The organism is Rhodococcus sp. 15-725-2-2b (assembly GCF_002259075.1).
In the GTDB taxonomy this organism is placed as follows: Bacteria; Actinomycetota; Actinomycetes; order Mycobacteriales; family Mycobacteriaceae; genus Rhodococcoides.
This window is the reverse complement of the sequence record NZ_NPFL01000028.1, coordinates 101063-113916: the sequence shown is the minus strand read 5'-3', so window position 1 is coordinate 113916 and position 12854 is coordinate 101063. Positions and strand designations below refer to the sequence as shown.

The 12854-nt window shown below is 64.3% G+C and carries 13 protein-coding genes and 1 tRNA gene; 6 read left to right on the top strand and 8 right to left on the bottom strand.

The genetic code is table 11. The features are described 5' to 3' along the window. The first annotated feature begins 147 nt into the window (after positions 1-147). A complete protein-coding gene (locus CH306_RS28310) occupies positions 148-1305 on the top strand; it encodes an acyl-CoA dehydrogenase family protein (RefSeq protein WP_094648512.1) in 1158 nt (385 codons plus the stop codon). Positions 1306-1356: 51 nt separating this feature from the next. Here CH306_RS28310 and CH306_RS28305 read toward each other — a convergent pair whose 3' ends face one another. Beyond that, the gene (locus CH306_RS28305) at positions 1357-2226 is read right to left on the bottom strand and encodes a hypothetical protein (RefSeq protein WP_143544561.1); all 870 of its coding nucleotides are present in this window, start codon (positions 2224-2226) and stop codon (positions 1357-1359) included. Positions 2227-2325: 99 nt separating this feature from the next. Here CH306_RS28305 and CH306_RS28300 point away from each other — a divergent pair, with 99 nt between their 5' ends. Together CH306_RS28300 and CH306_RS28930 are read left to right on the top strand one after the other, a co-directional pair. Beyond that, positions 2326-3147: an HpcH/HpaI aldolase/citrate lyase family protein gene (locus CH306_RS28300; RefSeq protein WP_094648514.1), complete on the top strand. Its 822-nt coding sequence runs from the start codon at positions 2326-2328 to the stop codon at positions 3145-3147. Positions 3148-3486: 339 nt separating this feature from the next. Beyond that, positions 3487-3732: a transposase gene (locus CH306_RS28930; protein WP_143545432.1), complete on the top strand. Its 246-nt coding sequence runs from the start codon at positions 3487-3489 to the stop codon at positions 3730-3732. A gap of 183 nt (positions 3733-3915) precedes the next feature. Here CH306_RS28930 and CH306_RS28295 read toward each other — a convergent pair. Further along, positions 3916-3987: transfer RNA gene (locus tag CH306_RS28295), tRNA-Thr, on the bottom strand. A gap of 92 nt (positions 3988-4079) precedes the next feature. Here CH306_RS28295 and CH306_RS28290 point away from each other — a divergent pair. Continuing rightward, a complete protein-coding gene (locus CH306_RS28290) occupies positions 4080-5543 on the top strand; it encodes a threonine/serine ThrE exporter family protein (RefSeq protein ID WP_032396059.1) in 1464 nt (487 codons plus the stop codon). Positions 5544-5553: 10 nt separating this feature from the next. Here CH306_RS28290 and CH306_RS28285 read toward each other — a convergent pair whose 3' ends face one another. Together CH306_RS28285 and CH306_RS28280 are read right to left on the bottom strand one after the other, a co-directional pair. Further along, a complete protein-coding gene (locus CH306_RS28285) occupies positions 5554-5814 on the bottom strand; it encodes an MbtH family protein (protein ID WP_008710007.1) in 261 nt (86 codons plus the stop codon). A gap of 90 nt (positions 5815-5904) precedes the next feature. Next, positions 5905-6714, bottom strand: a complete 810-nt coding sequence (locus tag CH306_RS28280) for an alpha/beta fold hydrolase (RefSeq protein ID WP_094648515.1) — start codon at positions 6712-6714, stop codon at positions 5905-5907. A gap of 92 nt (positions 6715-6806) precedes the next feature. Here CH306_RS28280 and CH306_RS28275 point away from each other — a divergent pair, with 92 nt between their 5' ends. Both CH306_RS28275 and CH306_RS28270 read left to right on the top strand, forming a co-directional pair. Further along, entirely contained in the window at positions 6807-7334 is a 528-nt protein-coding gene (locus CH306_RS28275) for a general stress protein CsbD (protein WP_094648516.1), read from the top strand. Between the two features lie 30 nt (positions 7335-7364). Beyond that, positions 7365-8018 (top strand): hypothetical protein, encoded by a 654-nt coding sequence (locus CH306_RS28270; RefSeq protein WP_094648517.1) that lies wholly within the window; start codon positions 7365-7367, stop codon positions 8016-8018. 143 nt (positions 8019-8161) lie between these two features. Here the strand turns inward: CH306_RS28270 and CH306_RS28265 are convergent, their stop codons facing one another. From CH306_RS28265 to CH306_RS28250, 4 genes are all read right to left on the bottom strand, one after another. After that, entirely contained in the window at positions 8162-8650 is a 489-nt protein-coding gene (locus CH306_RS28265; RefSeq protein WP_094630303.1) for an FBP domain-containing protein, read from the bottom strand. Position 8651: 1 nt separating this feature from the next. After that, complete coding sequence (locus CH306_RS28260) at positions 8652-9218, bottom strand: TetR/AcrR family transcriptional regulator (protein WP_094648518.1); 567 nt, start codon at positions 9216-9218, stop codon at positions 8652-8654. 69 nt (positions 9219-9287) lie between these two features. After that, the gene (locus CH306_RS28255) at positions 9288-11036 is read right to left on the bottom strand and encodes an ABC transporter ATP-binding protein (protein WP_094648519.1); all 1749 of its coding nucleotides are present in this window, start codon (positions 11034-11036) and stop codon (positions 9288-9290) included. Then, the gene (locus CH306_RS28250; RefSeq protein ID WP_179272994.1) at positions 11033-12781 is read right to left on the bottom strand and encodes an ABC transporter ATP-binding protein; all 1749 of its coding nucleotides are present in this window, start codon (positions 12779-12781) and stop codon (positions 11033-11035) included. The genes CH306_RS28255 and CH306_RS28250 overlap by 4 nt, the downstream gene beginning before the upstream one ends. Between the last annotated feature and the right edge of the window lie 73 nt (positions 12782-12854).

The window sequence follows — 12854 nt, the reverse complement described above, 5'->3', positions numbered from 1 at the left end:
CAACGGTACTGTACGACATTGTATAGAATCGTACTGAGGTTTCGAGGCAGATGAGTCGCCTCCTCCGTCCAAATGACCGTCGAACCACAGCCAGACAGCGGGTCTCGATGTCTGAGCAAATTATATTTTCTGTTGAAAGGGTCACCAATGTTCACGTTGAATGCCGAGGAATCCGCCTTGGTCAAGACCGTCAAGGACTTCGTCGAGAAGCAGGTCAAGCCCACTGCGCATGACCTGGAGCACGCCAACGAGTACCCGGAAGAACTCATCGACACGATGAAGGCGATCGGTATCTTCGGTCTCGCGATCCCCGAACCGTACGGCTACGGCACAGTGTCGATGCCCTGCTACGTGCAGGTCACCGAGGAACTCGCCAGAGGGTGGATGAGCCTGGCGGGCGCAATGGGTGGACACACTGTTGTGGCCAAGCTGATCGTGCAGTTCGGGACCGAGGAACAGAAGCAGAAGTATCTGCCGCGCATGGCAACTGGGGAATTGCGAGCCACGATGGCGCTCACCGAGCCGAGCGGAGGATCGGACCTGCAGGCGATGCGTACCGTCGCCAGACCCGAGGGTGACGGCTACGTCGTCAACGGAAGCAAGACATGGATCACCAATGCCCGTCGCGCCGGCTTGATCGCCCTGTTGTGCAAGACCGATCCGTCGGCCGAACCGGCGCACCGAGGAGTTTCCATTCTGCTGGTCGAGAAGGTTCCCGGCTTGACCGTCTCCAAGGACCTTCCCAAGCTGGGCTACAAGGGCGTGGAGAGCTGCGAGGTGAACTTCACCGACTGCAGGGTGCCTGCCGACGCGCTCCTCGGCAGCGAAGAAGGCAAGGGCTTCGCCCAGATGATGAAAGGTCTCGAGGTTGGCCGGATGCAGGTAGCAGCGCGTGCAACCGGCGTGGCACGCGCAGCGTTCGAGGATGCGCTTCGATATGCGCAGGAACGCGAAAGCTTCGGAAAGCCCATCTGGCAGCATCAGTCGGTCGGAAACCTTTTGGCCGATATGGGAACCAAATTGTATGCCGCACGCAGCCTCCTCTTCGATGCCGCCGAACGTGTGGACTCCGGCGAGCGCTGCGACATGGAAGCCGGCATGGCCAAGCTGTTCGCGTCCGAAACCGCCATGGAGATTGCGCTCGGCGCCGTTCGCGTTCACGGTGGATACGGCTACTCGACCGAGTACGACGTCGAACGATACTTTCGGGACGCGCCGTTGATGATCGTCGGAGAGGGAACCAACGAGATTCAGCAGGGTGTCATCGCAAAGCAGCTCGTCAGGCGTGGCGGACTCGCGATCTGATCACGTCCTCACCCCCCCCCACGACTGCCGACGATCGGCAGAAGTGGGGGGTCACGGACGCGGTTCGTGCTCGAATACTTTCAGGGACAGACACTTCCGCCCACCTTGGGACGCCGTGACGGTAACGGAACCGGCCTCGCGTCCGTCGATCTGGAAGTCGATCCGCTGACCGCAGTATGCGGGCGCGAGGAGCCGATAGCTGCTGAAGACGACATGACTTCCACTGTCGCGACGGGCAACTTCCAATCCCATCAGAGCGATCAGCGGACCGTGAACTACAAGTTCGGGATGCCCTTCCACCTCGGTCGTGTAGGTCCGGTCGTAATGAATGCGGTGGACGTTGTAGGTGAGCGCGCTGAACATGAACAGCAACCGCTCGTCGGGCAACAAACCTATCGACGCCTCCGGCGCAGGAACGCTGCGCGGGACAGTGGCAGTGCCTGCTTCGACGCCGGCAGGCAACCGGTACACGATGTCGCGTTCGTCGGTCACGCACAGCTGTCCGTCGACAAACAGCTGATGCCGTTCCGTCACCAGAAGCATCCAGCCGGAGCGCCCCTCGCGGATCTTCATCGAGTCGATCTCGCTGACGCGACGAACGCTGTCGCCGATCCTGATCGAACCTGTCACGGCGATGCGCCCGCCGCCGAACATCCTGCGGCGATTGGCGATATCGGGAACCAACATGTCCTGAGCAGGGTGGCCGTCGGGACCGAGTTCCGCGGCAGTGAGTGCCGGTCGCAAATAGACCTCGTGCCACAACGGCGGGAGGACGTCGCCCTCTCCTACCGAAGGAGACCCCAGGAGTGCCGCCAGTGCCACCGCCGGCCAGGGACCGAGGACGCCATCGATCACGACTGGTTTCGGCTCCCAGGAACCGACCACTTTCCGAAAAACCGACGGGGCTTCACTCGTCGTCATGTTCACAATCCCTCGTTGGTTAGGCACCTACCACTGATAAAAATATAGTATATAGAATAGGATCAACCGTGACCGCCGACTGAGGAACCGACCCCACGCATGAACGACTCGACAATCAGTGACGCACGCACCCTCCTGTTCGTACCCGGCGACAAACCGGAGCGTTTCGACAAGGCCGTCCACTCGGGTGCGGATCTGACCGTTCTCGACCTCGAAGATGCAGTGGGATCCACCGACAAAGCGTCGGCCAGAGTCAACACCGTCCGCTACTCGTCCGGTGGGATCCACGTGGCTATTCGAATCAACGACGCGTCGACTCCGCACTTTCGCGACGACATGGACGCTGTCATGGCGCTCGAGTGCACCGTTGTTTTGGCCAAGTCGACCGCCGAGTCGGTGACCACCCTGACGAAAGCGCTTCCGACACACCGGGTCATTGCCCTGATCGAGACCGCCCGAGGCGTCCTGGACGCGGGTGCCATCGCCGAGACAGCCGGCGTCGCTCGACTCGCACTCGGTGCTATCGACCTCGCTGCCGAACTCGGCGTCGATCCGAACCGATCACCGCTGATCGACCGAGCGCGAAGCGACCTCGCATACGCCTCCGCCGCCGCGGGACTCCCAGGCCCGATCGACGGTGTCACACCCTCCATCGGCGACGATGCAGCCCTCGATCATGACATCGCGCGCGCGCAGGAATTCGGATTCACGGGCAAGCTGTGCATCCACCCACGCCAAATCGAGGCGACCCATTCCGCTATGGCTCCGACCGATGCCGAGGTGGCATGGGCACGTCGAATACTCGGCGAAGCGGCCGACCCGAGCAACGGATCGGTGTTCACCGTGGATGGATGCATGGTCGACAAACCGGTGATGGACCGCGCACGAGCGATCGCCGCACGAGCAGGAAGAACACGATGACCAAAACATCGCCATGACCTGTGAGATCCAGCAGACGACTGCGCTGGCATCACTCTCAGTCGGCGGCGACCGTGATTGTACGCGTTGATGTTTCGGACTCTCACATCGGATTCATCCGCCAGGGCCGTAGCCGTAAACCGCATGTGCGACCAGTTTGTCACCATCGTGAGCGACGTCGTGGGCGTCTCCGACGCCCCAGCGCTGCGCAGCCATCCTCCTGACCGGCGCACACGGAGTGCCTCGTCCGCTACCTGCCTCCTGCAATATCCCGGCTTACTTTCCTCGCTCGAGACGTTCAGACAGCACTGAGGCCCACCCAATCCGTCCGAGGTTCCCCGGATGGTGGACTCCGAGATAGCGAAACCGAGGGTTCCGTTGGAAGGATGCCTCATGTCCCGCACACGCAGGTCGTTCACGACCGAGTGCACGGTCGAGTCCGCCCGTAGAGTGATCGATTCCGGCCACACCATCGCCGAGGTCGCCCGTGAACTGGGCACTAACGAAGCTTCACTCTCAGCCCGGCCATCACCCGCCCAGTCCGAGCGCATCCACCTGCGTCCACACGAATGCTCACCGATGAGTTAGCAACGAGTTGTGACAGCTTGTGACATCGAGCAACATATCCTGCCCACGACCCGGCAAATCCCCAGGTCACAAGCGACACATAAACCCAGGTGGACGAACCGAGCTCGCACAAGAAACGAGCGGCCACAACAGGCCAAAAAGAGACGGCCCCAACCGTTTTCGCTGGTCAGAGCCGTCCGAAAGAGCCTCCTAACGGGATTGAACCGTTGACCGCTCGCTTACAAGGCGAGTGCTCTACCGCTGAGCTAAGGAGGCAGTGAAGCGAGGCAATCATATCCGTTCATCGGACGCTCAGTGTCAACAGGTACCTTGTCGGTGGATCACCCCAGCAACGTGTAAAGACGGTCATGACTTTCCTGCAAGACCTGACGGCTTCGCTGAGCCGTCTCACCGGTGAGCGTCGGGCCACCATCGATACACCGACCGCAGCACCGTCGCCCCTTCGTCCGATCGATCTGACCGACGATGCGTCGGTTGCGGAGGTCCTCGATCTCGCGGTTCGCGTCGGCGAAGTTCTGTTGGCCTCGGGCACGGCAGCGATGGATACGGCGACTCAGGTGCAGTTCATCGCCGCGACGTACGGCCTCGCTCGGTGCGATGTGGACGTCACGTACAACTCGATCACCCTCAGTGCGCACCGCGGCCCGACGCGTCCCCCGGCGTCGACGATGCGCATCGTGCATTACCGGTCGATGGATTTCACGCGGCTGGCCGAGGTCGACCGTCTCATCCGCGCCGTGCGCGTGAAGATGGTGCCGCCTAGTGCGGCGCTCGAGCGGCTCGACGAGATCACCAAGGCTCCGCACCCGTACAACCGGTGGATTGCGACTCTGGCGTGGTCTGGGATGGCCGCGGCCATCAGTGTGCTGCTCGGCGGTGGCGCGCTGGTTGCTGTGGTCAGCTTCCTGACGACGATGGTGATCGACCGCATCGGACGCGTACTCAACCGCGCGGGCCTGCCGTTCTTCTTCCAGCAGGTCGTCGGAGGCTTCGTGGCTGCGACACCGGCGATCACCCTCTACAACTTCCAGGACCAACTGAACATCGACATCTCGCCGTCGCAGATCATCGCGGCCGGTGTGATCGTGCTGCTCTCGGGTCTCTCGCTCGTCGGCTCGGTGCAGGACGCGATCACCGGCGCCCCGATCACCGCGGTGTCCAGATTCTTCGAGGTACTGATGATGACCGGCGGCATCATCGCCGGCGTCGCGACATCTCTGCGGTTGGCTGCGCTGATCGGCAGCGATCTACCGCAGATCAGCAATCTGGCCCCACCGGACATCCTGCAGGTCCCCACCAAGGTGATCGCCGGCGCGGCAGCGTCACTGTTCTATGCATTGGCCTGCTACGCAGAACGTCGTGCGCTGACGGCTGCATTCATGGGCGGCTTCGCGGGCTCGCTGGTGTATCTGCTCTCGCAGACTCTCAATGTGGGACCGATCATCGCCTCGGCCATCGCCGCTACCGTCGTCGGATTCGCAGGTGGTCTGTTGGCACGTCGTGCGCTGATTCCGCCGCTGATCGTCGCCGTCGCGGGCATCACTCCACTGCTCCCCGGCCTGGCGTTGTATCGCGGTCTGTACGCGATCCTCAACGACCAGCTACTGCTCGGCATCAGCTCGTTGTTCGCAGCGTTCGGCGTCGGCTGCGGTTTGGCCGCGGGTGTGACACTCGGTGAGTGGGGTGCCCGAACCCTGCGTCGACCACGCATTCTCGCGCGCACCGAGGAACTACTGCGCCCGACGCTTCGCCGCACAGAAGAACCGCGCCGACCGACAGTTCGTCGGCGGCGCGGTACGAGTCCTTCGTAGAAGGCGGAACTCAGGCCTCGGTGCTAGGGGTTCCCTCAGCGGATGCGCGTGCAGCAGCGTCGGCCTCCATGGCCTCACGCAGGCTGCGCGGACGCATGTCGGTCCAGTTCTTCTCGACGTACTCCAGGCACGCGGCGCGGGTGTCTTCACCGAAGACGACACGCCATCCCTGAGGGACCTCGGAGAACGTCGGCCACAGCGAATGCTGGTCTTCGTCGTTGACCAGCACGAAGAAGCGTCCGTCTTCGTCATCGAACGGGTTGGTACTCATCTCGCCTCACTCGTCGCGAACGTTTGGTTGGTAAGTCTGCACCGTGAGGTGCCACACGACCCTAGCAACGCAGGTCGGGCCGTGGTGCCGTCAGGCCTTCAAGAAGCCGAGCAGTTCGGCGTTGACGGCCTCGGGACGCTCGAGATATCCGTAGTGCCCGGCGTCCGCGATCTCCACGTACCGGGCACCGGGGATGGCGTCGGCCAACTCCTTGCCCAAGTAGGGCGGGATCATCCGATCGTCGGCGAATCCGACCGACAGACACGGCACTGCCACCCCGCGATAGGCGGCAGTTCGATCGAAATCGTCGTCCATTCCCAGCTGAGCGCGCACTCCGGCGGACGGTGAGGAGGCAGAGAACTCGAACAGGTCCAGCCAGTCACGCGCCCCGCGAGAATCGCGCAACGTCGCAGGCGACAGGTTCATCACCGCGGTCACCGCGGCCGAGTAGGTGCCGGGAAGCTCCACGCGCTTGTCGTAGAGGGCTCGTTCACCCTGTGCAAGTGTTTTCTGGAACTCGTCGACCCGCGCGTGGCCGGCGAGGAACACCGCTTTGCGAACCAGGTCGGGCCTGCTCAGCGCGAGCTCCTGCGCGACGCGTGACCCCATCGACGTTCCGACGACGTAGGCCTTCTCGTCACCATTGCGGACGAGCTCGATCAGACCGGCGGTGTCGGCGACCATGTCCTTCATGGTGATGCCGTGTGTGCTCTCCGACGAGGGAGCGATGCCGCGATTGTCGAACGTGCACACCCGGTAACCCGCTGCTGTGAGCGCCGGCACCTGATGCAGCTCCCACACACGACCGGGGCTGCCGGTGCCCATGACGAGAACGACCAGGTCTCCACTGCCTTTGACCTGGTAATTGATGTCGATGCCGTTGATCTTGGCGATTGGCATACGTCTCCTTACTGCTGATTCGTCCGTCGGGGATCGTATCGTCCGATACCGACGTGGGGTTACTCGAACAGCCAGTGGGTACCTGGTGTTACATGACTGACGAGAACGTAGCGGGCGAAGCACGCAAGGGACTGCTCGACGGAATCAAGGGCAAGGCCAAAGAGGTCGCGGGTGCGGTGACCGGCAACGACTCGTTGACAGCCGAGGGCCAGTTGCAGGCCGCGCAGGCCCGCGAGCGCAAGGAGGCCAATGCCACGGAGCGGGTCGCCGAGGCGCAGGCCACCGAGGCCGCCGAGGAGCTGGCCGATGTGCGCACTGCAGCGGAGCGCCGTCGGGAAGCCGCAGAAGAGAACGCCGCGGTCACCGAAGCCAACGCCGATCGGGTTCGCCAGACTCAGCTCGCCGCCGCCGAACAGGAGAAGCGTGAGGCAGTGGCGCAGGAGCGCGCTGCAGCCGAGGTCGACGCGACCGCCGAACAGATCGAAGCCGACGAGGACCGTCGCATCGAGCAGGCCGCAGCCGATTCCGACGAGATGGTGGCCGCACAGAAGCACCAGGAAGCACTTCGTCAGGCCGAAGCCGATCGCAAGAAGGCCGAAGAGCTCCGCAACCAGGCCTGAACCACTACCTCATACCAGGAGTTTCGCTTCATGAGCGTTTTAGCCATACCACTGACCATCCTCCGCATCCAGTACAAGATCGCCCGAATTCCGTTGCAGCTCATCGAAACCAACGTCGTCGAGAAGATGAATGCAGAAGCACCCGCGCGCCTGGTGTACGAGCACACGCTCGGATCGCTGGACCGCGCCGTCGGAAACCTGTTGGGAGACAAGAGCCTCGCCGACCGCGGCGAGACCCTCGTCGACAGCACCGAGAACCGCGCCGAGGCAGCCCGTCTCGACGCCGAGGCTCGGGCCAAGAAGGCCGCGGCCGACGACGAACTGAAGGTCGCTCGCGAGACGGCCGAGAAGGATCGCCGCGCAGCCGACGCCGCCGCTCAGGAAGCCGCACGTGACGCCCGCCAGGAGGCCGAGCAGCGCAAGCGCGAGGCCGCTCAGGACGCCGAGCGCAAGGCCGCTGCGGACAAGAAGAAGGCCGACGAGCAGGCCGCTGCCACCGCGAAGGCAGCCGAGGATCGCAAGAAGGCTCAGCAGGCCCAGGTCGACAAGCAGGAGAAGCTGGCCGCTGCGCCGTCCGAGGCCGAATTGGCCGAGGCCGCCGAGCGTTCCGACGAAGCCGCCGCCAAGAAGGACGAGGCGGAGCGCATCGAGAAGCTGTTCATCGCGGAGAAGAACAAGGACTGACTTCGGTCTTGTCGGCGAATGACGTCGGCCGGTCCTATCTCCGACAGGACCTCACACCCTTTTTGCCGACTGCGCGGCCCCTACTCGCATAGAGTAGGGGCGCGCAGTCGTCGATCGGGGCGCGCGGTCCCACCATCAGTTGATCAATCGAGGACGCGAGCGAGAAACGCGGCGATGTTGTCTTCGACTGCTGCGGTTCGCGTCGGGACGTCGAAGTCCTCTTTGAACTGACGGCCCAGCGCCGGGGTCTTCTTCTTGCGTGCGTAGAGCGAGCAGGCGAGGTCCGAGCAGATGTAGGTGCCCACCGTGTTGCCGCGCCTGCCGGATTCGCCTGCTTTCGCGGCAGCCATCAGAGACACTCCGCCGTTGGCGTGCGTGGTGAGGCAGATGCTGCACATCTGCGCTGTGCGCGGACCACCGACTTTGTAGCGCAACGAGATTCCGCGCAGGCGATCCTCCGAAGGAACGACGATGTAGCTCCTCCCGGCGAGCTTGGGATCGACCCAACCGAAGAAGTCGAGATCGTCCCACGGCACAGCGTCGAACATGTCGGGAAGGGAGAGCCGACCGGCGTCGCCCTTGGACGAGTTGACGAACGACGACCTGATGTCGCGTTCGGAGATCGGTTCCATGTCACTGCCTCCAGTGCTGTAAGAGTGTGTCGATTCCGTCGAGGATGCGGACCCAGGACTGCTGCGAGTCGGGGGCACTGTGAGCGAACGAGCCGGCCGCATCGAGGCTCGCGTAGCCGTGAAAGACACTGCCGAGCAATCGAACTGCGTGGACCTGATCCTCTTCGCCGAGGTCGTACCCGCGGAGAATCGCCTTCATCATCGCCGAGTGACGCACGCCCGCACTCGCGAGAGCGGTCTCGTGATCGAGTGGAAACTGCGTCGCTGCATAGCGACCTGGATGTTCGCGCGAATAGTCGAGATACGCGTCGGCGACGGCAACCAGAGCGTCCTTGCCCGCTCGGCCTGCCAGGGCATCGGACACCCGATCGGCCAGTTCCTCCAACGCCAGCAGCGCGATCCCGACGTTCAACTCGTGCGAGTTCTTCAGATGCGAGTACAGGCTCGCAACCTTCACGTCGAAGCGTCTGGCTATCTCGCTGGCAGTCACGCGATCGAAGCCGACCTCATCGGCCAGATCCGCTCCTGCTGCCACGATGCGCTGCGCGGTCAATCCTGCGCGTGCCATGCCGGCCTCCTCGTCGATTCGAGGACACCGTAACCAAAACTAATAGCTTTAGGCAAATCCCTATATCGATCAGCGGCCCTGCCACGCCTCCCACAACTGTGCGTATCGTCCACCGGCCGCGACCAGCTCCTCGTGCGGACCCTGCTCCAGAATCCGGCCGTGCTCCAACACCACCACGCGGTCGGCCGCAGCGGCCTGCGTCAGGCGATGCGCGACGATCAATGTGCTGCGTCCCTTCGTGGCCGCCTCGGCGGCGGCCTCGAGATCGCGAGCACCGGAACTGCCGGCTTCCGCGGTGGCCTCGTCCAGCACCGCGACGGCGGGATCGGCGAGAACCAAACGTGCCAAGGCCAATTGCTGCGATTGTGCCGCGGTCAACTGGTGCCCGCCCTCCCCGACGGCGGTGTCGAGTCCGTTCTCGAGCGCCTCGACCCACCCCCACGCTCCGACGGTGCGCAGCGCGGCTTCGACGTCGTCGCGACCGGCAGCCGGTGCGGCGAGCCGCACGTCGTCGATCAATCGGCCGGCGAACACGTGGACCTCCTGGCTGACGATCGCCACATGTCGTCGTAACCCGTCGCTGCCCAGCGCATCCAGTGATGCTCCGCCGACACGAACCGTCCCCGCCGTCGACGCCATGGAACCGGCCGCGATCGCCGCGATCGTGGATTTGCCTGCACCGGTGGATCCGACGAGTGCGACGGTCTCGCCGTCACCGACCCTCAGGTTCACCCCGTGCAGCACCTCGTGCCCGGACTCGTACTCGTGCCGCAGATCGGTGACGTCCAATGTGGCGTCGGCGGGCACGGAACCGTCGCCGACGGGTCGCTCGTCGGGGATGTCGATGACTCCGACCAGACGCGCCAACGACGCACCGGCGGACTGGATGTCGTCGAACGTGAACAGCAGGGTGCCGATCGGATTGAACAGGCGATGGAACAGCAGTGCCGCGGCCGTCGTCTCGCCTACGGTGACGTAATCGCCTCGTACGAGCAGGAATCCGGCCAGCAGGATCACCGACAGTCCGACGCACTCGGCGCGGTTGCTCCGAGATCCGAAGCGGGTGAACAGGCGGAACACGTCGACGCCGATGTCTCGGGCCTTCGCCGACGCTCTGTCGATCTCGCTCAGGTGCGCCGACTCGAGTCCGTACGCACGAACGGTTTTCGCGCCCTGCATGCTGCTGACGAACGACTGTGCTCGCTCCCCCATCGCGACGCGTTCGGCCGCGTACTTCGGCGCCGAGCGCGGCAGATACCACCGCAGCGCGAGGACGTACATCGGCAGCGCGACGAGCCCCGCCAGGCCGAGCCGCCAATCGATGCCGAGCATCGTGATCATGCTCAGACACACGAGCAGGATCGCACCGACCAGCTGTGGGATCACCTCACCGATCGACTTGGCCATCACAGCGACGTCGTCGCCCACCCGGGAGAGCAAGTCGCCCTTGCCCACTCGCTCCAACGTGGCGACGGGCAGATGCAGCGCGCGGCGCACGACGGCCTCGCGCAGCGACGCCAGAATACTCTCACCGAGAGTGCTGATGAGATAGCCGCTGAAACCGGTGACGATGCCGCCGATCACCGCGGCCACCGAGATCACGACGACGACACCGATGATCGTCGACGTGTCGGCGCCGTCGCGGACACGGTCGACCAGAACACCCAGCACGTAGACGGGTACCAGCGACATGGCCGCGGCAACCGCGCCGAGCAGCAGCGTCACCGCGGTGCGAACTTTCCGCAGACGCAGCTGTTCGAGCAGCCACCGACCTGAGCGAGCACCGGTGGCGATGGGAAGAAGTTCGGGGGTGGTCATCGCAGCACCGCGTCCTTGTACTGCGCGTCCGAGGACGCGAGATGGTGGTGCGTGCCCTCGGCGACGACGCGACCGTCGTCGACGACGAGAACGCGATGGGTCACCGACAGCAACGCGGGGCTCGTGGTGATGAGGATCGTTGTCTGCGAGCCTCGTTCGGTATGTCGAAGTTCGGCGATGCCGCGGGCGATGGCGTGCTCGGTGACGGCGTCGACGGCCGTGGTGGGGTCGTGCAGCACCAGGACCGGGGCGTCGACCGACAGTGCGCGCGCCAACGCCACTCGCTGGCGTTGGCCACCGGACAGGCTGGCTCCGCGGTCGGTGACGGCGTGATCGAGACCGGCCTCGTGCAATTCGACGACGTCGGTGGCCGCGGAGGCGTGCAGCACGACGTCGAGTTCGGCGTCGGGCCGCTCCCGGCCTGCGGTGACGTTGCTGCGGACGGTTCCCGCGAACAGGTCGGTGATGTGGGGTTCGACGAGCACGGTCTCTCGGGCGCGTCGAAGATCGATCTCTCCCGCCGAAATACCGCCGATACGAACCGATCCGGTGTAGTCGGCGTCGGAGATCTGACCGGACAGCAGCGTAGCGAGCGCTTCCCCGTCCTGCGGCCGGTATGTGACCACGCCGAGCATCTCGCCCGGTTCTGTGTGGAACGTGAGACCGTCGAGCGATCGGAACCGAACGTCGTCGACGGCAAGATCTGTGTCTACCGGAACCGTTGACTCGGACTGCGGTAGAACGTGTTCCGCACCGAGTACGAGGGCGAGCCGATCGGCGGATCCGCGCACCATCGCCACCACGCCGGGGATCTTCGACAATCCGGTGAGAGGTTCGATGACGAACTGCGCGAGGCCGATGACGGTGATCAACTCGCCGACCGAGATCCGGCCCTGCAGCGCGAACCACCCGGCGGTACCGGCGATCCCGACGGCCAGCAACGCGTTGACCGTTGCCGACAGGCCCTGATAGACGTTGTTCGCGCGAGCGAGCTTCAGAGTCGCGGCCAACGCTGTTCGACTCGATGTCACGAATCGCTGCGTCGCGGCATCCTCGGCACCGATTCCGCGAAGCGGCCGGACACCGCTGACCAGATCGGTTGCCATACCCGACACCCCGGCCACCTCGGCCTGCTGCGCAGTGGCAGCACGGGTGAGCAACGGAGCGAGTCGTTGCAGCGCGATGAGGATGACCGGTGTCCCGATGACGACGGCGAGACCGAGCGGAACGTCGATCACGATCAGCGCGACGGCGGACGCGACGACCGCCACCGCGGACGCGAAGACCCGTGCGATCAGATCGAGAATCCAGGACTCCTTCTCGGCGTCGGACGTCGAGACCGTCAGCAACTCGCCCGCCGACAACTCGGTACGCACACCCCGCGGATCGAGGACGCGACCGGCGACCTCCACGCGCACCAGGTGCGCCTCCCGCTCGATGGCGACCACGATGATGCGGGCACCGATCCGCCACGCGTACGACAGGGTGACGAACAAGGCCGCCAGACCGACCAACGAGAGCACCATCGCGGTCACATCACCGGTGTCGATGGCCCGCGAGACGATCAGTCCGATCGCCACCGGGACCATCGTTTCGCACAGTTGATGTACCCCGAACAGCAGCGACGAGACGATCAGGCGGGTGCGATGCCGTCGAACGGTGCGACGCAGAATTGCGGAGCCGGTGGCCGGAGAGGGCACCTCCACCACTGTCCGAGCACGGCGGAGCGGCACAGAAACGGTCATTTGCTGCAGCCTAGGGCATCGGGAACTGGCGATGGGGTGCCACATTTACATAGAGTCGGGACCAACGAACACC

Excerpts from the sequence above, each read along its gene's own strand:
- CH306_RS28310 (WP_094648512.1), top strand. The coding sequence starts at position 148 with ATGTTCACGTTGAATGCCGAGGAATCCGCCTTGGTCAAGACCGTCAAG.
- CH306_RS28305 (WP_143544561.1), bottom strand. The coding sequence starts at position 2,226 with ATGACGACGAGTGAAGCCCCGTCGGTTTTTCGGAAAGTGGTCGGTTCC.
- CH306_RS28300 (WP_094648514.1), top strand. The coding sequence starts at position 2,326 with ATGAACGACTCGACAATCAGTGACGCACGCACCCTCCTGTTCGTACCC.
- CH306_RS28930 (WP_143545432.1), top strand. The coding sequence starts at position 3,487 with ATGGTGGACTCCGAGATAGCGAAACCGAGGGTTCCGTTGGAAGGATGC.
- CH306_RS28290 (WP_032396059.1), top strand. The coding sequence starts at position 4,080 with ATGACTTTCCTGCAAGACCTGACGGCTTCGCTGAGCCGTCTCACCGGT.
- CH306_RS28285 (WP_008710007.1), bottom strand. The coding sequence starts at position 5,814 with ATGAGTACCAACCCGTTCGATGACGAAGACGGACGCTTCTTCGTGCTG.
- CH306_RS28280 (WP_094648515.1), bottom strand. The coding sequence starts at position 6,714 with ATGCCAATCGCCAAGATCAACGGCATCGACATCAATTACCAGGTCAAA.
- CH306_RS28275 (WP_094648516.1), top strand. The coding sequence starts at position 6,807 with ATGACTGACGAGAACGTAGCGGGCGAAGCACGCAAGGGACTGCTCGAC.
- CH306_RS28270 (WP_094648517.1), top strand. The coding sequence starts at position 7,365 with ATGAGCGTTTTAGCCATACCACTGACCATCCTCCGCATCCAGTACAAG.
- CH306_RS28265 (WP_094630303.1), bottom strand. The coding sequence starts at position 8,650 with ATGGAACCGATCTCCGAACGCGACATCAGGTCGTCGTTCGTCAACTCG.
- CH306_RS28260 (WP_094648518.1), bottom strand. The coding sequence starts at position 9,218 with ATGGCACGCGCAGGATTGACCGCGCAGCGCATCGTGGCAGCAGGAGCG.
- CH306_RS28255 (WP_094648519.1), bottom strand. The coding sequence starts at position 11,036 with ATGACCACCCCCGAACTTCTTCCCATCGCCACCGGTGCTCGCTCAGGT.
- CH306_RS28250 (WP_179272994.1), bottom strand. The coding sequence starts at position 12,781 with ATGACCGTTTCTGTGCCGCTCCGCCGTGCTCGGACAGTGGTGGAGGTG.